Origin of the sequence: Streptomyces monashensis (genome assembly GCF_001866665.1) — a bacterium.
Taxonomy (GTDB): Bacteria; Actinomycetota; Actinomycetes; order Streptomycetales; family Streptomycetaceae; genus Streptomyces; species Streptomyces monashensis.
The window spans coordinates 39811-57320 of sequence record NZ_MLYO01000009.1 but is presented as its reverse complement, the minus strand read 5'-3'; the positions used below and the strand labels follow the sequence as shown (position 1 = coordinate 57320).

General features: G+C 71.6%; 17 protein-coding genes. 7 read left to right on the top strand and 10 right to left on the bottom strand.

The window, feature by feature from the left end; translation table 11 throughout:
• Positions 1–68 precede the first annotated feature (68 nt).
• Positions 69–1436, bottom strand: a complete 1368-nt coding sequence (locus BIV23_RS01680) for a hypothetical protein (RefSeq protein WP_071378892.1) — start codon at positions 1434–1436, stop codon at positions 69–71.
• Positions 1437–1881: 445 nt separating this feature from the next.
• Here BIV23_RS01680 and BIV23_RS01675 point away from each other — a divergent pair, with 445 nt between their 5' ends.
• Entirely contained in the window at positions 1882–2151 is a 270-nt protein-coding gene (locus BIV23_RS01675) for a hypothetical protein (protein WP_071378891.1), read from the top strand.
• A gap of 83 nt (positions 2152–2234) precedes the next feature.
• Positions 2235–2543 carry a hypothetical protein gene (locus tag BIV23_RS01670; protein WP_071378890.1) on the top strand — a complete coding sequence of 103 codons (309 nt, stop codon included), beginning with the start codon at positions 2235–2237 and terminating at the stop codon, positions 2541–2543.
• A 77-nt stretch (positions 2544–2620) separates the two neighbouring features.
• On the opposite strand, the gene BIV23_RS01665 is transcribed toward BIV23_RS01670, so the two are convergent.
• Positions 2621–3232, bottom strand: a complete 612-nt coding sequence (locus BIV23_RS01665; protein WP_245790285.1) for a DUF2269 domain-containing protein — start codon at positions 3230–3232, stop codon at positions 2621–2623.
• A 268-nt stretch (positions 3233–3500) separates the two neighbouring features.
• Here BIV23_RS01665 and BIV23_RS01660 point away from each other — a divergent pair, with 268 nt between their 5' ends.
• Positions 3501–3941: a hypothetical protein gene (locus BIV23_RS01660; RefSeq protein ID WP_143079030.1), complete on the top strand. Its 441-nt coding sequence runs from the start codon at positions 3501–3503 to the stop codon at positions 3939–3941.
• A 61-nt stretch (positions 3942–4002) separates the two neighbouring features.
• On the opposite strand, the gene BIV23_RS50085 is transcribed toward BIV23_RS01660, so the two are convergent.
• Positions 4003–4176: a hypothetical protein gene (locus BIV23_RS50085; protein ID WP_177239649.1), complete on the bottom strand. Its 174-nt coding sequence runs from the start codon at positions 4174–4176 to the stop codon at positions 4003–4005.
• Between the two features lie 245 nt (positions 4177–4421).
• On the opposite strand from BIV23_RS50085, the gene BIV23_RS01655 reads away from it, so the two are divergent.
• Entirely contained in the window at positions 4422–4655 is a 234-nt protein-coding gene (locus BIV23_RS01655; RefSeq protein ID WP_143079029.1) for a hypothetical protein, read from the top strand.
• A 21-nt stretch (positions 4656–4676) separates the two neighbouring features.
• On the opposite strand, the gene BIV23_RS01650 is transcribed toward BIV23_RS01655, so the two are convergent.
• A complete protein-coding gene (locus BIV23_RS01650) occupies positions 4677–6191 on the bottom strand; it encodes a hypothetical protein (RefSeq protein WP_071378887.1) in 1515 nt (504 codons plus the stop codon).
• Positions 6192–6790: 599 nt separating this feature from the next.
• Here BIV23_RS01650 and BIV23_RS01645 point away from each other — a divergent pair.
• Positions 6791–8941, top strand: a complete 2151-nt coding sequence (locus tag BIV23_RS01645) for an ATP-binding cassette domain-containing protein (RefSeq protein ID WP_071378886.1) — start codon at positions 6791–6793, stop codon at positions 8939–8941.
• Between the two features lie 155 nt (positions 8942–9096).
• On the opposite strand, the gene BIV23_RS01640 is transcribed toward BIV23_RS01645, so the two are convergent.
• The 4 genes from BIV23_RS01640 to BIV23_RS01625 all read right to left on the bottom strand — a co-directional run bounded on the left by BIV23_RS01640 (position 9097) and on the right by BIV23_RS01625 (position 14073).
• Positions 9097–9573 carry a (2Fe-2S)-binding protein gene (locus BIV23_RS01640; RefSeq protein WP_071378885.1) on the bottom strand — a complete coding sequence of 159 codons (477 nt, stop codon included), beginning with the start codon at positions 9571–9573 and terminating at the stop codon, positions 9097–9099.
• 8 nt (positions 9574–9581) lie between these two features.
• Positions 9582–11912, bottom strand: coding sequence for a molybdopterin cofactor-binding domain-containing protein (locus tag BIV23_RS01635; RefSeq protein ID WP_071378884.1), 2331 nt, complete (start codon positions 11910–11912; stop codon positions 9582–9584).
• A gap of 319 nt (positions 11913–12231) precedes the next feature.
• Positions 12232–12891 carry an MSMEG_1061 family FMN-dependent PPOX-type flavoprotein gene (locus BIV23_RS01630; RefSeq protein WP_071378883.1) on the bottom strand — a complete coding sequence of 220 codons (660 nt, stop codon included), beginning with the start codon at positions 12889–12891 and terminating at the stop codon, positions 12232–12234.
• Positions 12892–13191: 300 nt separating this feature from the next.
• Positions 13192–14073 carry a hypothetical protein gene (locus BIV23_RS01625; protein WP_071379075.1) on the bottom strand — a complete coding sequence of 294 codons (882 nt, stop codon included), beginning with the start codon at positions 14071–14073 and terminating at the stop codon, positions 13192–13194.
• 357 nt (positions 14074–14430) lie between these two features.
• On the opposite strand from BIV23_RS01625, the gene BIV23_RS01620 reads away from it, so the two are divergent.
• Both BIV23_RS01620 and BIV23_RS01615 read left to right on the top strand, forming a co-directional pair.
• Positions 14431–15102, top strand: coding sequence for a papain-like cysteine protease family protein (locus tag BIV23_RS01620; protein WP_071378882.1), 672 nt, complete (start codon positions 14431–14433; stop codon positions 15100–15102).
• 74 nt (positions 15103–15176) lie between these two features.
• Positions 15177–16022, top strand: a complete 846-nt coding sequence (locus tag BIV23_RS01615; RefSeq protein WP_071378881.1) for a hypothetical protein — start codon at positions 15177–15179, stop codon at positions 16020–16022.
• Positions 16023–16235: 213 nt separating this feature from the next.
• Here the strand turns inward: BIV23_RS01615 and BIV23_RS01610 are convergent, their stop codons facing one another.
• Positions 16236–17078, bottom strand: coding sequence for a hypothetical protein (locus BIV23_RS01610; protein WP_071378880.1), 843 nt, complete (start codon positions 17076–17078; stop codon positions 16236–16238).
• Positions 17079–17084: 6 nt separating this feature from the next.
• Positions 17085–17474, bottom strand: coding sequence for a hypothetical protein (locus BIV23_RS01605; protein WP_071378879.1), 390 nt, complete (start codon positions 17472–17474; stop codon positions 17085–17087).
• Positions 17475–17510 lie beyond the last annotated feature (36 nt).

The window sequence follows — 17510 nt, the reverse complement described above, 5'->3', positions numbered from 1 at the left end:
CTCTGCGGTGATGCGGACGCTTCGGCCGGCGCTGCGCGGTGTGAGGTCCGGCGCTGCGCGGTGTGAGGTCACCAGTCGCCACCGCCGAAGTCGCCCCCGCCGTCGGAGCCGAAGTCACCGAACCCGCCCCCGAAATCGGAGGCGTTGAAGTCCGCACCGGAGAACTCGCCGCCCTCCGGCATGTCGACAGCCCCCGGGAAGCCGTCGCCGCCGTCGACGAAGGCCGAGGGGGCGCTGAGCACGCTGCCCAGCAGGGTGCCGGCGAGCAGGCCGCCGACAACGACGCCGGCGCCGCCGAAGTAGCCGCCCGCCCACGGGGCGTAGGCCGGGCCCGCGCTCCAGTACGGCTGGGCACCCTGGTCGGTGGGCACCATCCGGGTCAGCGGCTGGCCGCCCTGGCTCACCCGCAGCGCGTCCTCGGCGCAGGCGGGCACCATGCGCAGTACTCCACCCGGCGGGCACCAGTTCACGTCGCTGACCGACGGGCCGTGTCGGGGGTCGAAGAAGCACGGGACGCGCCGCTGGGGCAGCGGCGCACCGGTGCGCCGGGCGGCGAGGACGGCCAGCGCGAACCGGCCCTCGGCGAGGGTCCCGGTGACCGGCTGTACGTCCTGCGGGCGCGTTGCCGCGGCCATCTGCTCCTTGGCGCTGTCGTAGGCGTCCAGGGCACGGGTGTAGTCGTCACGCATCGCGTCCGTGGCACCCGGCTCGGACGGCTGGAAGCCGAGGCGGTCCAACTCCTCCCCGAAGGCCGTGATGTCCTCGTCCACCACCACGCGCAGCGCCTCCAGTTCGGCCCGCGCGCGTTCCTCCCGCTTCTTCCGTGACCGCCGGTACAGCGCGTATCCGCCGCCGGCCGCACCGACCGCGACCAGCCCGCCGACCAGTATGCCGGTGGCCGAACCGCCGCTTCCCGACGCCTCCCAGGACGCGGGGGCATGGCCCTTGGCCTGCTGGAGCGCCTGGTCCACGAAGGCGTTCACCTCGGCGGAGGCGTCGGAGGCGTACGAACGCCTGACCGCGCTCTTGAGGTTGTCGACCGCGGCCTTCGGCATCACCTGGCGGTCGGCGCCCGCGTTGAACCCGGCGCCGAGCCGGACCGCGTAGACGCCCGTGATGCCGGTCAGGGAGCGCAGGTCCCGCAGCACGGTGGCTTGCGGGTACTCGGAGGTCTCGGGCAGTACGGCGACGAAGACCGGCCTGTCCGCCTTCTTGATCTTCTCGGCGAGCCGGTCGGCCTCCGCCTTCGGCAGCTCACCGCCCGCCCGGGGATCGACGTACACCGGTCCGTTGCGGAACGCGTCCGCCACGGCGGCGGGGCCGGTCTCCGCGGCCGATGCGCCGGCCGCCGGCAGCGTGAGCGTCACCGCGGCTGTCACGGCCAGCGCGGCCAGCGGCCGGACCAGGCACCGGGTCCGTACGGGAGAGGTGAGCAAGGGGAACCTCCTGGTCCTCCGAGACGGGCAAGTGTAAATACTTTACCTACTGCGCAACTGAGCAATGACTGTGCCCCGGCCGTCCGCGGATGCGGAGGTGGGGGTGCGCCCGCCGCTCTCCGGCCGTCGGGGAAGGGCGGGGGGTCGGGTGCGGTCGTTCACGGCCGTGCCGAGGTCGCCGGTCGAGGAGGAGTCGCCTCGATGAGCGTGATGTCGCAGCCCGGGCGTCACGTCCGTCTCCAACGGCTACGGCAGCGGCTGCTGCGCGTACGACCCGAAGCCGCGTCAACCTCAGGATGCCGGAACGCGCCTGCGCCGAAAGGGACTTGGCCGGCTACTGCGATCGTACGACCCGGGGCGGCGGGCGGGCCGAACCTCGGATAGGTTTCATTAGTTGCGCAATAATGAAATCATTGTCCGAGTGGAGCCAGGGGAGGGCCGGATCATGCGAGACACGTCCGCGGCGGAGCGCCTGCTGGAAGTGCTGGCGCAGGGATGTCCACCGCCTCCCCAGGACGGCCAGGTCCAGCTCACCTACCGGCCGGTGGTCGTGAACGACCAGGCCGGATGGCCGCGACCGGGCACGATCACCGCGTGGTGGGCCGGTCCCGACGGCGCCGTCCTGTGCCGCCTGCGCCTGTCCGGCGCCCCGAGGCCGCGCTGGGTGGTCTACGACCCCGACCGGATCGCCCTCTCGACCCCGGACAGCACCTGACGGTCCTGGTCGGCGAGAAGGCCGCCGCGCAGCACAACCGAAGTCAGCCTGGGGTCGCACGCCCTCGGGGAGGAAGGGCATTCATGACACACGGCGACGTTCGACGGCGCGAGGCGGATCTACGACTGTCAGCCGCCGTGGCCGAGATCGAAGGGCTCTACACGGCCCTGTCGAGGACCACGTCTCCCGGACGGCGCCGGCGGCTCCATGCCGAACTGTTCCGTGCCGCCGAGCGCCTCGCCGTGCTCGCGGCCGTGCCCGGCCGGGAGCGGCGGCAGGGGAGGGGTGCTTCGCGTGTGCGCCCGGGGCGTTCGCGCCGGGACCGCCGGAAGGCACTGGCCGAACGGGGCGCCGCGTGGATCATCGCGCGCTACGGACGTGACGCACCCTGAGGCCGGGTCGGCGACCGCTTGAATGCACTCAGACCGCGAATCGCGTCAAAGTGAGAAACCTGCGCGAACGCGACACCTCACCGCTGAACCCGGCGGCGCCGCTGTCCGGGCTCGCTCCGGCCGGCCGACCGCCTGCCCCATGGCTTGAAGACGGACAGCACGACGTTGGCGAGGTAGAGCAGCAGCGCGACGGCCGGGACGATCACCATGTTGTAGCGGATGAACCCCAGGTGCATGGCGGAGACGGGGCCCGAGGGATGCAGGGCCACCGTGTGTACGGCGTCGTGGAGCCTGGCCGTGAGGGCGAAGATCGAGGCCACCGTCGCGCCCAGGGTCAGCCAGAACTTGGTGCCGACCCAGTAGAACCGGAACAGTCCCCACGGTGTGCCGAGCGCCAGGACCACTCCGCTGACCAGCGTGAGCAGGCTCAGCGGGATGATCAGTGCGTCACCCAGCATCCCCATCGCCCGGTAGGCGGTGCGCACGGTGCCGGCGTCGCGCGTCGCCAGTGCCGTCGTCCCGAGGGTGAGCAGGCACAGCATCAGGGCCAGCCAGCTGACCGAGGCGACCACGTGGAGGACGACCATGCTGTGCCGGACCCTCACGGGCAGCCGGCGGTCCGGACGCCGCAGCGCGCCGCCGCCGTCGGCGGGCGACGCCACCGCCGATGATTCGGTGGAGAAGGACATAGACACCTCGATCAGGTCGCGGGCCACAGGTGTGCGACCAGGCTCCCCCGCCCGGGAGCCCGGGGCGTCCGCCGGCGGAAGTAACTCCTGCTGCTCCGGCGCGAGTACGTCCGCGCCGTACGGTGCCGCATGGCCGCGGAAACGGCGATCGCGGTGCCGTAGTCAGCCGCGGTTCTCTTTCCGTAGAAGCTTCTCCAAGGCGCCAACCCTTCCGGCCTGCCACGCCACTCGGGGGTGTCACTCCTCCCTCGTGGAAGGAACACCCGTGGTGTCCCGTCAGCCCCACCGGCGTCCCCGCACCGCCCGCCGCACCGCGCTCGCGGTCGGCGCCGTCCTCGCGCTCGGCGGTCTCGCCTGCGTCCCCCTGCTCGCCCAGGCGGGTCCCGGCCGTTCCCCCCGAGTGCTGAGCGTCGCCAGCGACGGCAGCGGCACCTACCGGACCGTCCAGGCGACGGTCGACGCCGCCTCACCCAAGGACACCCTGCTGGCCTGGGCACCCAGCGCCACCACCCAGACGCGGCAGTACTTCCGCGACGACCGCATCAGCGCCGACGTCGACTCCTCGCAGAAGTACGGCTTCCTGATCGCCAACAGCACGGTCAGCAGCGCCGCCAAGCCGAACACGTACTACCTGGGCCGCCCCTGGCGCTCTTCGGCCACCTCCGTCGCCCAGTCCTGTTCCGCAACACGGTGCTGCCCGCCGCCGTGAAGAGCGCGACGCCGTGGACCGACATGGGCGGCTGCTCCTGGAAGTCGGCGCGGTTCGACTCCTACGCCGACACCGGACCGGGCGCGGCGGTCAACGCCCGTACGCCGCAGCTCACCGCCGCGCAGGCGGCCGACCACACCGTCCGGAAGTACCTCGCGGGCAACGACGGCTGGAACCCCACCGCCACCACGGCCACCACCACGTCCGGCGGCTCCGTCGCTCCCGCACGTGCCACGGGGGACAGCCGTCAGGTGACCGAGCCGCGGCGTCCGTCCGTCACCTGCCGGACGGTCACCGCCCGGCTCGCCGCCTCCGGACGCACCTTCGGCGCCGCCGCCGAGAAGAACCCGCCGGACACCCGCCGCCCTGCAGGCCGCACTGGACGCCTGCGCCGGAAACCGCTCGGCCCCGTGGCCGTGGAACGGCAGCGGCTCCCACATCCCGTCGTTCACCGGCATCGCGGTGGCGGGCCTGTGCGTGGTGAACTCGCCGTCCGACGCCCGGTCGGTCTTCAACGGCTACAGCGACGGCCGGCCGCTGGAGCTGACCCTGAGCAACGTCGGCCTGGACCGCGACGCCGGTACCGCCTCGTACGCGAAGATCGCCGTCCACGACAGCACGATCACCCCGTCCGGGACCGGCGTCACCGTGACCCCGGTTCCCGGCGGCGGTCCCCTCCCGACGTGCGGTTTCCCGGCCTACCCGGCGCTTTAGCCCCCGGGACACCACTACCTGCTACATCGGACTGGTGTTTTTGCCGGCCGACGGGGTGCTCGGCGAGGCGGACGGGGAGGCGCCGCCCGGGGGAGGCGTCTGGCTGAGCGCTGTCAGAACCGCGTCGGTGACCAGGCCGTTCGCGTTCGTGGTGAGGACGACGGGGTCGGCGGCGCCCAGAAGCTGATCGCAACCCAGGTTGGTGAACGTCTGGTTGGCCCGTGAGGCGAGGAAGCCGAAGAGGTTCGGTGCCGTGGCCGGGTCCGGCGAGGGCGCCTTCTCGAAGAGCTTCTTGTCCTTGAAGACGCGCCGTATGCCGGCGGGGTCGCGGAAAAGAGTGGTGCAGAAGGCGGCTCCGTCCCCGTCGGCGCCGGCACCGACCGCGGGCATGTCGACTCCCGCGCGGTACGCGTTGGTCTTCGCGACGCTGGTGCGGCCGTCGACGAGCGTCATCGGGTCGTTTCGCGGAACCAGTGCGATCGGCGTCTTCTGGTGTGCCGCAGCGGACAGTTCGTCGAGCGCGAGGGCGGAGGCGGCGTGGCCGTCGCCGGACTGGTCGGGCGCGGTGAACGGCTTGCAGCCAAGAGCGGGGTCCATGAACTGGGTCAGCAGCAGGTTGTCGCTGCCGTTGGCCAGATCCTTGGCGGCGCCGGTGGTCGCCGACATGGCCTTGCCGTTGTGCCGGTGGTGCCGGTCGCCGCGGTTGGCCAGCCGAGTGGCCTTCTTGAGGGCGGCCCTGCTCGCGGCGTTGTTCTGGGCGATACGGCCGTGCGCGTCGGCGAGGTAGTGGGTCACCACGTTGTCGCTTCCGTCCTGGTCCACGACGGAGAAGTCCCGCGTGGTCGGGCACGGCAAGCCGTCCTTGGCTCTCCCGAGCGCCGGAATCCTGAGGTGCCCCTTGGCGATCTGGGTGTTGGCGGCCCGGAAGAAGGCCGGCGCGTTGCAGTACGCGAACTGCCCGAAGACCGACCCCGGCAGGCCGTTGACGCACTTGCCCTGGGCGAGGCTGTCCGCACGACCGCTCGTCCGCAAGGTCAGATCGGCGCTGTTGAAACCGAACCAGATGCCCACGGTCGACCCGCGCGGCACCGAGGGCCGGGCGGCGCGCGCCGCCGGTCTCGTTCCCTTGTCGGTCACCAGCGGGTTGTAGACGGTCAGCCTGCCGTTCGGGGTGAGGATCGCGGCTTCCACGAACGCCGACTGATCGGGGTTGGCCTCGTGGCAGGGGCCCTGCGCCGGATCGGTCGCGACGAGTCTGTACGGCGTGGCCAGGCCACCGGCGGTGAGCGGGTTGTCGGGCACCAGCAGCGTGCACTTCGGATCGGGTTTGGCAGCCGCCGCGGGCTGCGCGGCGGCTGCCTGGTTCTGTCGCGGGCGGCGCTGATCACGCCCTTCCGCCGCGAACACCGAACCCGCGACGACGGCGAGGATCACCGGCCCGCCGATCAGCGCGAGCGACACCTTGGACCGCTTCCAGCGTCGGGCGTGCTCCCGCCGCGACGTACGCGACGGCTGTGTCAGGTTCTTGCGGGCCACTGAGCTGCTCCTCACTGTGCGTCCCTCCGTGGGGAGCGACCCACGGTCGCGCGGGCGCACGACGGTCGTGACAGTGCGGACCCTTCTCAGCGTGACGGAGGGAGAACGAACCGATCGCCCGCACGACGGATCCACCTGCGGTACGTGCCGGACCCGCGGGATGTTCAACGGCCGCACGAGCCATTGCCGAACCTTGAAGGAACGGCTTCAACACGTCCGACGAGCGCAGGCGCAACAGGGGAAGCGGTCAGCAGGGCTCCGGGCGATGCCCCGGCCGGGACCGGTCCGGATCTTGGGTGGGCAGTCGGTGAGAATGACGTGAGCTGCGGGGCGTGCACGGCGCGGCGTCCACGTGCCCCGGAGCTCAAGGAAGGCGACGGCGACTTCTCCGACCGCACGGTCTGCGGCCTGGTGTCCGCTTCGAGGAAAGGCCACCGAATGGTGAAGTGTAAGTAAGTATATGAACTTTCCTTGTCGGATGACGCGTTACTCTGTCGGCCGCAGACGCCGGGGGCGGTCACGCGTCCCGGTGGCGCGGATTCATCTACCCGCGCCATGCATGCCTCCATATGCCGCTGAACAGGACTGGCGCTCAGGGAATGACAGATAAGACGTCGTCGAACGCCGAGCCGGTCCTCAGGATAGGCCGCGCACCCGACAACGACCTCGTCGTACCGGACCCCATGGTCTCCAAGTACCACGCGGAGCTGCGGCAGACCGCCGAGGGCGAGCCCGAAATAGCGGATCTCGACAGTTCCAACGGCACGTACGTCAATGGTCATCAGGTTGCCCGGCACGTGCTGGGCCCGCGCGACGCCGTGATGATCGGTCATTCCAGACTTCATCTGGCCGACGGTCGGCTGGTCCGCGCCGACAGGGGCACAGGTTCTTTCACCGCCCGGGACCTGACAGTCCGGGTACGTCAGCGCGGTGAGGCGAAGACCCTGCTCAGTCAGGTCAGTCTCGACCTCCCTGAGAAGTCCCTGGTGGGCATCGTGGGCCCGTCCGGCTGCGGCAAGTCCACGCTCCTGCGGGCGCTGACGGGCTACCAGCCCGCCGACGAGGGCGAGGTGCTCTACGACGGCCTCAACCTCTATACGCACTTCGCGGAACTCCGCCAGCGCGTGGCTCTGGTCCCGCAGGACGACGTCCTCCACCCGCAGCTCACCCTGCGCAAAGCGCTGAGCCACGGAGCCAAGCTGCGCTTCCCGCGCGACACCGATGCCGCGGCCCGCGAAGAGCGCGTCAAGGAGGTGCTCGAGGAACTGGGCCTCTCGGACCGTTTGGACACCCGGATCACCGCGCTCTCCGGCGGGCAGCGCAAACGCGTGTCGGTCGCCATGGAACTGCTGACCAAACCCGCGCTGCTGCTGCTCGACGAACCGACGTCCGGCCTCGACCCGGGTCTGGACCGGCAGGTCATGCAGATGTTGCGCGGACTCGCGCACGGTGGCCGCCGCGTCGCGGTGGTGACGCACAGCGTCGCCAACCTCCATCTGTGCGACCGCCTGTTGGTCCTCGCCCCGGGTGGCCGCACCGCGTATTTCGGCCCGTCGCACTACGCGTTGGAGTTCTTCGGCCACGACGACTGGGCGGACGTCTTCCAGGCCTTCGACCTTCATCCCGATCGGGACTGGGCGGCCCGCTACCGCGATTCGATCCACCACCACACCTATACCGCGGTGATGGAGGAGCTGGCGTCCCAGCCTGCCGACGCACCGGACGACGACGGAGCGCAGAGCACGAACCCTGATGCGGGGGATGCGAAACAACTGAGGAAACCGAGGAAACCGAAGAAACCGCGGAGATCGAGGAAACGACCGAAGGCGGGCGGCGGGCCGCGGGAGTCCTCCGGTGCCCCGTCGGTTCGTCCGCCGAGCTGGCGCTCCCAGTTCACCACCCTGATGCGCCGCAACTTCTCGGTCATCGCAGCGGACCGGGGCCATGCGGGTCTGCTGCTCGCCCTGCCCCTGATCATGGGGGTGCTCAGTTGGACCGTGCCCGCCCAGTACGGCTTCATGGCCGCCGCACATACCTGCGTGAGGTCGGCGTCCTGTGTTCCGGACTACAACGTCGACGCCCAGCCCGTCCTGCTGGTGCTGGCAGTCGGCGCATGTCTGACCGGTACCGCCAACTCGGTGCGCGAGTTGGTTCAGGAACGAGTGGTCTACCAGCGGGAACGTGCCATAGGGCTGTCCCGGTCCGCCTATGTCCTGTCCAAGGTGATGGTCTTGGGGCTGATCACCGCCGTACAGGGATTCATGGTGGTCGCGATCGGACTGGCCGGCCGTCGGCTGCCGGTGGCCGGACTGGTGACCACACCGTCCGAGATCGAGCTGATACTGGTGGTGGTCCTGCTCTCCACCACCTCGATGATGCTCGGCCTGATCATCTCCGCCCTGGTGCGCACCGCCGAGAAGACCATGCCCCTGTTGGTGCTCTCCACAGTCGTCCAGGTGATGTTCAGCGGCGCGGTCTTCCCGCTGTTCAACCAGATGGGCCTGAACCAGCTCTCCTGGCTCGCCCCCTCCCGCTGGGCGGTCGCCGCACAGGCGGCCACCATCGACCTGAGCCGGATCGGTCCACCCACGGACGACAGGCACCCCCACTCCGCTGATCCGCTGTGGGTCCACACCGCCCACCAGTGGTGGCTGGATTCGGGGGTGCTGGAAGGCCTGGGGCTGGTCGGCATCGTCGTGGTGCTCGTGCTCCTGCGACGCCATGAGCCACTGGTCATGCGCCGAGGCTGACCGGCAAGCCCGCGGCGGGGGACGGCGCGACGTGCACGCCGACCCTCACCACCTGGGCGGCCGGCCCACCGGACCCGGCACCCGCAGAGCCGGTCGACGAACGCCACACGGAGCCTGTGGGCGGTGAACCGCACGGCGAGTTCCGGCACGGCGCCTCAGTATTTCTTCGAGCCGGCCACGATCGCTTCGCGGATGCGGTGGTACGTGCCGCACCGGCAGACGTTGCGGATCTCGTCGAGGTCGGCCTCGGTGATCTCCCGGCCCTCCTCGCGGGCCTGGCGGACCTTGGCCACGGCGGTCATGATCTGGCCGGGCTGGCAGTAGCCGCACTGCGCCACGTCGTGCTCCAGCCAGGCCTCCTGCATGGGGTGCAGATCCTTGCCGACGGTGGCGGGCAGGCCCTCGATGGTGGTGACCTCGTCGTCCGGTCCGACCGCGCCGACCGGCACCGAGCAGGGGTTGAACGCCCTGCCGTTGATGTGGCTGGTGCAGGCCTTGCAGACGCCCAGCCCGCAGCCGTACTTCGGCCCGGTGACCCCGAGGACGTCTCTGAGCACCCACAGCAGCCGGACATCGTCCTCGATGTCGACGGTCACCCGCTTGCCGTTGAGGACGAAGGTGTGTTCGGGCACGGCAACTCCTAGAAGGCGCGGTTGAGTCCGTCGGTCGGGGACGCGGGGATCGGCGGGGTGGTGGGCAGCGGCTCGAAGCCGAGCGGTCCGGCGTGGTTGATCGGGAAGCTCGTCGGCATGGTGCCGGTGGCGCGGCCGTAGGCGCAGGCCACGGCGGCCGCCGCAGCCGCCACGGCCAGTTCCCCGGCACCGCCGGGCCGCCCGGTGGTCGGCGGCATGACGACGATCTCCAGCTCGGGCGGGACGTTCCACTGCCGGGTGTAGAAGTAGTTGTCCCAACTGCCTTCCAGGAAGTGCCCGTCGTCGAGATGGAGGCCGGAGCTGAGGACGATCGCGATGCCGTCCATGATGCCGCCCATCATCTGTGCCCGGAGACCCTGCGGGTTGACCGCCAGGCCCACGTCGACCGCGCACACGACCTTGGTGACACGGGGGCCGGTGCAGGCGTCGCGGACCTTGCGGCCGGTGGTCTGCGGACGGCAGTCGATCTCGGCGAGGACGGCGACACAGGCGTGGTACTCGGGATGCAGCGCGATGCCCTGCGCCGTGCCGGCGGGCATGCTCCGGCCCCAGTTCCCGACGTCCGCCACCTTGTCGAGGACGGCCCGCACCCGCTCGTCCTTCGCGAACTCGCGGCGGAACCGGTACGGGTCCTTGCCCGTCCGCCCGGCCAGCTCGTCCACGACCAGCTCCTGGGCACAGCGGACGTTGGGCGAGTAGATGTTGCGCATGGAGCCGGTGTTGAATCCCTTGTCCGTCTCGCTGAGCAACTGGGTGACGACGCCGAAGTCGTACGGCGTCTGCTGGCTGAGGGCGAAGATCGTCTCGGAGAAGGCCAGGCCGCCGACCGGCAGCCGCGCGGCCTCGGAGGTGATGATCTCGCCGACCCCGTGGCCGAAGTCGGTGGCGACGGAGGTGTGCCGCTGGTCGTAGGTGAGCACCTGGCCGAGGGCATAGGTGGCGCGCACCCGCGAGGTGGCCATCGGATGGGCACGGCCCTGCCGGAAGTCGTCGGTGCGGTGCCACATCAGCTTGACCGGCTTGCCCATCGCCTTCGAGACCTCCGCGGCCTCGGCGGCGGCGTCGTGGAAGAGCTTCCGCCCGAAGGAGCCGCCGCCCTCGGTGACATGGACCGTCACCGCCGGGACGGGCAGCCCCAGCCTCAGCGCGATCTGCTCCTGGGCGACGATCGGGGACTTCATGCTCCCCCAGATCTCGGCCGAGTCCTTCCGTACGTCGGCGATGGCGCAGTTGGTCTCCAGCGCGCTGTTGCTCGCGAAGTGGAAGGTGAACCGGGCGTCGACCGACTCGGTCAGCAGGTCCAGTGCGGGGAGCGGAAGTTCGGCCCTTCTCAGCTCGTCGCGGATCGTGGTGTCGGAGGCGCCCTCGGCACTGCCCGGCCCCCAGGAGACCTTCAGGGCGCGTACGGCGTCGATGCACTGGCCGAAGGTACGGCCGCGGACGGCGACCCCGGTGGAGACGGCCACGACGTCGGTGATGCCGGGCATGGCCCGCACCTCGGCGAGGTTGTCCACCGAGCGCACGGTGCCGTTGATCGTCGGCGGTCGGCACACCATGGTCGGCAGGGCGTCAGGGATGTGCAGGTCCATGGCGAACTTCTTGCGCCCGGTCACCGCTTCGAGCGCGTCGACACGTCGCCGAGCGGTGCCGATCACCGTGAACTCCGCCGGTTCCTTGAGCCCCACCGAGACCCGGCCGGTCGTCACCGCTGCTGCCTTCTTGGCCAGTTCACCGTAGGTGAGGCTGCGGCCGGTGGCCGAGGAGGTGATGACACCGGCCTTCGCCGTCAGGGTGTCCAGGGCCTCGCCCAGTTCCAGGGAGGCGGCCTCCAGCAGCCGGCCCCGCGCCACGGCGGCGGCGACGCGGATCGGTGTGAAGGTGGAGATCGTGGTGTTGGAGCCGCCGGTGAGCTGGTTGAACAGCAGCTCCGGCCGCGCGTCCGCGAGCGTGACCCGGATCCGCTCCAGCGGCAGGTCCAGTTCCTCGGCGATCAGCATGGCGCTGGACGTCGTGATGCCCTGCCCGACCTCGGCCCGGGGCAGCGCGAAGGACGCCGTGCCGTCGGCGTCGATCCGGATCGTGATCAGGTCGGCCGTCGGCAGCGCCGCATGGGTCAGCATGTCGTTGAGGTCGTAGATCTCCGCCGGACCCGGCACGGACGGGACGACCGCCGCCGCCTCGTCCGGCGCGAGCACTGCCTCACCGAGTTCGGCGGCCACGGTCAGCGTCGAGGCGGCCAGCACGTAGCCGAGGAATCTCCGCCGCCCCAAGCCGGCCGCCGCGGGTCCCTGCCCCTGCCGCGCAGAGTGGGTCTCCATGTCTGTCAACAGTCCTCCCGGCGACGCGCGTTGCCTGCCTTCACCACAGCTCCTCGCGGTACATCCCGTCCCTGTACTCGCCTGAGGATCTCCCTGGTGGCGACCACCGGCAAGACCTCGGTGCCACTGCACCCGCCCCCGATGGCGACGTGGTCGAAGGTCTCACGTGATGTCCTTCGATCCGCCATGCCGTGCGCACACGCCGTCGGTACGGAGCGGGTCCGAGCGGGGTCGAAGACCATGCGGTACCGAACGCAGCGGCGATGCCGCTGCCTGCTCGCGGCGTGGACCGCTGCCTGGCAGCACGCAGGTCGGGCTGTTACTCGTAGCGGTACTTCAGCGAGTCCGCCTCCGCCTGCTCGATGTCGGCGATCGTCAGCTCCGGCATCCGCAGCTGGGCCAGTGTCACCTCGGCCGAGGTCGGCTGGGCGTCCGCCGGCAGCCACTGCTCCGGCTTCCAGGCCGCGCTGCGCAGGAGCGCCTTGGGGCAGTGCGGGTAGACCTCCTCGATCCCCAGCACCAGGGCACTGACCGGCGGCTTGCCCACGGCGGTCAGCTGCGACAGCAGCTCCGGTCGGGTGGAGACGCAGGCCCGGCCGTTCACCCTGAGCGTCGTGGTGCGCCCCGGGATGACGAACAGCAGCCCGGCCCGTCCGGTGGCGATGACGTTCTGCAGGGTGTCCAGACGCTTGTTGCCGGTCGCGTCCGGTATCGCCACCGTCCGTGCGTCCAGGACGGCGACGAACCCCGCGGGACCGCCGCGCGGGGAGACGTCGCAGTTGCCCTCGGCGTCGGCGCTGGCGATGAGGACCAGCGAGGAACAGCCGACCAACTTCCGGGTCTGCTCGGTGAGTTCGGTCATCTGCTTGCGCACGGCCGCTTCGCTGGGGGCTTCGTAGACCCGGCGCAGCGTCTCCTGGTCGCGCACAGCGTCGAGGTGGAGCATGTCGAAGGCACTGCCGGTAAGGGGTGACGTCATGCCTGCGACCCTAGTGGGCCGCCCCGCGATCGATCTCGGGCGGTCGGTGCGGGGACATGAGGACGGCCACGCGAGTCGTCCGGCGTGCGAGGATCACACAGGTGGGCGGCCATGTCCCGGCTCCGCGCCCGGCTCTGTCGGCGGGGCATCGCCCACATGATCCCCGAGCCGATGTGGGCGTGGCATCTGACGGTGACACCTGCGCCGGACAGGTCGTGGCACGCCACGGGCCGTGGCCCGGGCACCGTCGATCGTCCGCGTTCCCCGGACGACGTTCGAACGTGATCACCCGGACGGTTCCTACTCCCATTCCCACGTGATGCCGAGGACGCCCGGCCGTATCTGCTGCTCCACGAGGTGGACGGAGCCGTGGGCGTTCAGGGTCAGATCGGCGAAAGCCTCGCGAGGGGCGGTCGCGGACGGACGGGAGAAGCGGCGGCAGTGGACGGGCAGGGCGGTGCGGTCGAAGCCGACCTGAAGGACGTACTGGCCGCCGCCGTAGGTGAAGCCGCGAACGTACTCGTGGCCGGGCGCGCCGGTTCCGTCCTCGAAGCGGTACCCCAGGACGGCGGTCTCGCCGACTCTCAACCGCCCGTCGAAGAGCAGCTCCACGACGATGACTCCGGAGGCGCCGTGACGCCGGATCCGCCCGACCCGGCAGTTGCCGAGACCGCGTACCCGTACGCGCTCCGTGTCGCAGCCCGGGTCGCCGTGATGGATGGCGACATAGCGGTCGACGCCGTCGCGGTGGGCGCGTACGACGTGCTGGGAGTCGCGGGCGGTGAGCTCTCGACGGGCACCGATGTGCACGTGCTCGTAGTGGATGACGGTGTGCAGGCCGCCGTCCGCCGGTGCCGCCAGACTCGCCAGCAGCGATTCGAGTGCGGCGGCCGGTTCGAGCAGGGTGCGATACGGGCGGGCCGGGGGACGGCCGCCGGTGTCGCGTGGGCCTATCAGGCGGGTGAGGGCCTGCGGGGGCAGCTCCAGGACCTCCTCGAGCGCGGTGACGGCTCGAAGCGACTCGGGCCGCTCGGGCCGCCGTACCCCGCGCTGCCAGTAGCTGAGGCTGGTCACACCGACACGTATGCCGCGCTGGGCGAGCCGGTGCTGCACGCGATGCAGAGCCAGCCCGCGCGCGGCGAGCGCGGCCCGCAGCGCGGCGGAGAACGGGCCGGTGCGCAGGACTTCGGCGAGTTCGGCCTCGGGGGCGGGGCGGCGGGAGGCGCCGGGGGCCGGGGCGGCGGGGCGCGGGGTGGTGCGGCGGCGATCGGTGTTGTGTGCTGTCACGTGGGCCTCTCCCTCCCCCCACCCCCTCGGATCGTTTACCTATGAACGTTCACTTCCCCGTCCTGGAACAGGGCGTGACGTGCGCTGCCACCTGCCGGTACCTGCGGTGGCGTTCACAACCGTACGGGCGGTGTTCACTTCGCCGCCAGCCCTGTGGACAACCTCATTGACCGAGACCCGACAAGAGATCGATGCTGCTGTCGCAGCGTCCGGACGCGCTCCTCCACCCCCACCCTGACTGGGAGGAACGCCATGTCCATCACCACCCGGGGCCGTAGACGCCCGCCGTCGACGGCCTTCGCGGCCGTCGCCTTCCTGGCGGCCGTCGTCGTACCCACGGCAACCGCTCACGCCGCTCCGTACGCCACTTCGCACTCCGCCCCGTACTCCGCCCCGCTCGCCACTCCCCGAGGCGCGGCTCACCCGGCCGCTCCCGCCGTTCCCGCCGCCAAGCGACTCGACATCACCATGCAGGCCCAGCAGAACAGCAACTGGTGCTGGGCGGCGAGCGGCGACACCATCGCCGCGTGGTTCGGGCGCAACTACACCCAGAACCAGTTCTGTGACGCCGCCTTCAACCGGCCCCAGGGCAGCACCTGCGGCAACTGGCAGGCGGCGTTGGACGACGTGCAGAACGCCCTCGACTGGATGGGCATCAACCCGGGCAGGTACGTGAACGGCTACCTGCGCTACAGCACCGTGCAGACGGAGATCGGCGCCGGTCGCCCCGTCGAGACACGCATCGAGTGGAACTCCGGGGGCGGGCACATGCATGTGCTGTACGGCTACGACACCTCCGCCAACCAGGTCTACTGGGGCGACCCGTGGCCCTCCAACTACCGCTACAACTGGGGGGATTACGACTACTACGTGAGCAACAGCACGTTCACGTGGACCCACTCGCTCTACGGGATCGGAGCGTGACCCCCATGACTCCGACCCGCACGTCACCGATCCGGACGTCACCGCCCCGGACGTCACCGACCCCGAGGTCGTCGATGCGCCACACGCCGACCCCGCACGCGCCCGCCGGCCGCAAGCCCGTCCGCACGTGCACGGCGGTCATGGCGCTCGCCGTCACCGCGGCCCTCGGCGCTCTCGCCCCCACCGCCGCCCACGCGGCGACCGCCGGCACCCTCCCCGCGCCCTTCACCGCCGCCGACACCGCTCGGGCACGTGAGGCGGCGTCGGCCCCGGCCACCCTCCTCACCCTCGCGCGCTTCTTCGCCCGCGACGGCGCGATCGCACCGAACGCGGCCCGGCCGCACCTCGTCGGGCCCTCGGTGACCGTGTCCTTCCTCGACCCGGGGTTCGTCGCCGGGCGCCCTGGCGCCCCCGTGGCCGACCGGCAGTTCGTCGCGAGCAAGGCGGTCTCCTCGGACGGCCAGGTCGCCTCGGTGTGGACCGCACGGACGGCGAAGGGCTGGAAGGTCGTCGACATCGCGACCGGCGGCGACGAGACCGACTACGCCGGCAAGGCGCACGGTCTCGGAACCGTCTTCCAGGAACCGCAGATCGACGCCTGGTACGTGGTGCGCGACGGCCGTGTGCTGCCGCTCGACCCCGACGCACGGCGCGCCGTGGGCAACGGCGGTATGACCCTGGCCGCCTACCAGCACCTGGTCCACGCCGAATACGGCGACAAGCTCCCGGGGTCCGCCTACGACCGGGCGGGCAAGGGCGGCGGTTACGGCGGTACGGCCGCGCCCCCGCGCGCGTCCGCCGCCCCCACGGCGACCGCCGGAGCAGCCCTCACCGCGGGCGCCGCGACAGCGGCCGTCGCCGCCCTGCTCGGCACCTGCCTCGGCGTCCGCCGCCTCCGCCGCTCGCGCCGCGCCGGCTGAACGGGCTTCCCGGCCCGGATCCCCGGGCCCCGCGCCCCCGTGCCTCAGGCTCACCCCCGGTCCGGCGCACGGGGGCGAGCCGCGGCCGGGCCCTGGCCCGTCCCCCGGCGGGCGACCGGACGTCGCTCCCACCGGCGTCAGCGTGCACACCTCGCCACGAACTGGTCATGCCCCCCAGGGCACTTGGCCCTGCCCGTCCCCGGACGTGATGGTTCAGGCGGGGTCGCCCGGGGAGCGGTCGCCGGGGCGGGAGACCGGCCGGGGTGGCTCCCGCAGGGTGAACGCCGCCTCCGTCGTGCGGCACAGTGCCTGTACGGCGTGGCGCAGTGAGCGCCAGGAGGCCAGGCCGAGGAGGACGCCGGTCGGGGCGGCGGGCCACCACCAGGCGCCGAGGATCGTGAACGCCGTGCTCCAGGCGAGGGCCTCGCAGGCCGCGTCGTAGGCGTCGCGGGCCTCGGCCAGTGCGGCGCGGGGTGAATCGGCGGCCCCGAGCAGGAGTACGGTCCAGCCGTGGACGACGTCGCCGCCCGTCTCCCTGATGCGCGCCTCGGTGCGGCGGAACCGGTCGCCCGACCAGGTCGGTGACTCGGGCCGCCCGAAGGCTCGGGCGCGGGCGGCCCGCGCGTCGAGGAGGTCGGCGCGCAGGGCGTGGCCCGCGCCGCGTGCCCGGACGGAGTCCTCGGCCAGGCTGTCCGGCTCCGCCCAGTGCCGTGTCCGCCACGCCGTCACCCGGCGGCCCACCGGCATCAGCCACCACGGCCAGGCCCCGGACGCCAGCGCGCCGATCGCGGCGGCGGCATACGGCACCGCGAACGCGGCCCCCACCACCGGCACCGCGAAGAGCACGAGCGAGGCGACGGCGTCCGCGGGCAGGCCGTCGCCGGTGTGCAGCGCGCCGGCGATCCCCCGGCGGGCGAGCGCGACGTCGTCCCAGTGCGTGTGGCCCAGTTCCCCGCCGCCGACGACGGCGACCAGGACGAACAGCGCGGCGGGCAGCAGCCGTCGTAGGAACCAGCCGTCGGGTATGCGTTTCTGCAGCTCGATGAGGAGCCCCATCCGTCGTCAGCCGCCCACCAGGCGCATCGGCTCGCCGCCGCTCAGCGCGCAGCCCGGTGTCGCGGTGGGCGCCGTGCCCCGGAGCTCGACCCTGGCACAGCGGCCGGTGGGGCAGACCCAGCCCGACGACCGCGGTGTGGGGGCGCCGGGCCAGTCGCCCACGGCCATGGTGGCGGCCAGTCCGAGCCCGTTCGGGACACCGGCCGACTCGACCGCGTCGTGCAGGGCGCGTACGGCGTCCCGCCACGCGGCGCCCGCCGGGTCCGCGTCCCGTACGACCGGGAAGGCCGAGTCCCAGACCGCGGAGGCGATCAGCGGACGCAGTTCCTCGACATTGCGGCACAGGTATTCCACGGCGTCCTCGTACACCCTGTGCGCCTTCGCCCCGTCCCCCACGGCCGCCTCCTCCAACGTCCCGGGAACCGCTTCCCC

Coding starts and splice junctions, on each gene's coding strand:
- BIV23_RS01630 (WP_071378883.1), bottom strand. CDS start 12,891: ATGACGTCACCCCTTACCGGCAGTGCCTTCGACATGCTCCACCTCGAC.
- BIV23_RS01635 (WP_071378884.1), bottom strand. CDS start 11,912: ATGGAGACCCACTCTGCGCGGCAGGGGCAGGGACCCGCGGCGGCCGGC.
- BIV23_RS01675 (WP_071378891.1), top strand. CDS start 1,882: ATGCGAGACACGTCCGCGGCGGAGCGCCTGCTGGAAGTGCTGGCGCAG.
- BIV23_RS01645 (WP_071378886.1), top strand. CDS start 6,791: ATGACAGATAAGACGTCGTCGAACGCCGAGCCGGTCCTCAGGATAGGC.
- BIV23_RS01665 (WP_245790285.1), bottom strand. CDS start 3,232: ATGTCCTTCTCCACCGAATCATCGGCGGTGGCGTCGCCCGCCGACGGC.
- BIV23_RS01610 (WP_071378880.1), bottom strand. CDS start 17,078: ATGGGGCTCCTCATCGAGCTGCAGAAACGCATACCCGACGGCTGGTTC.
- BIV23_RS01620 (WP_071378882.1), top strand. CDS start 14,431: ATGTCCATCACCACCCGGGGCCGTAGACGCCCGCCGTCGACGGCCTTC.
- BIV23_RS01615 (WP_071378881.1), top strand. CDS start 15,177: ATGCGCCACACGCCGACCCCGCACGCGCCCGCCGGCCGCAAGCCCGTC.
- BIV23_RS01670 (WP_071378890.1), top strand. CDS start 2,235: ATGACACACGGCGACGTTCGACGGCGCGAGGCGGATCTACGACTGTCA.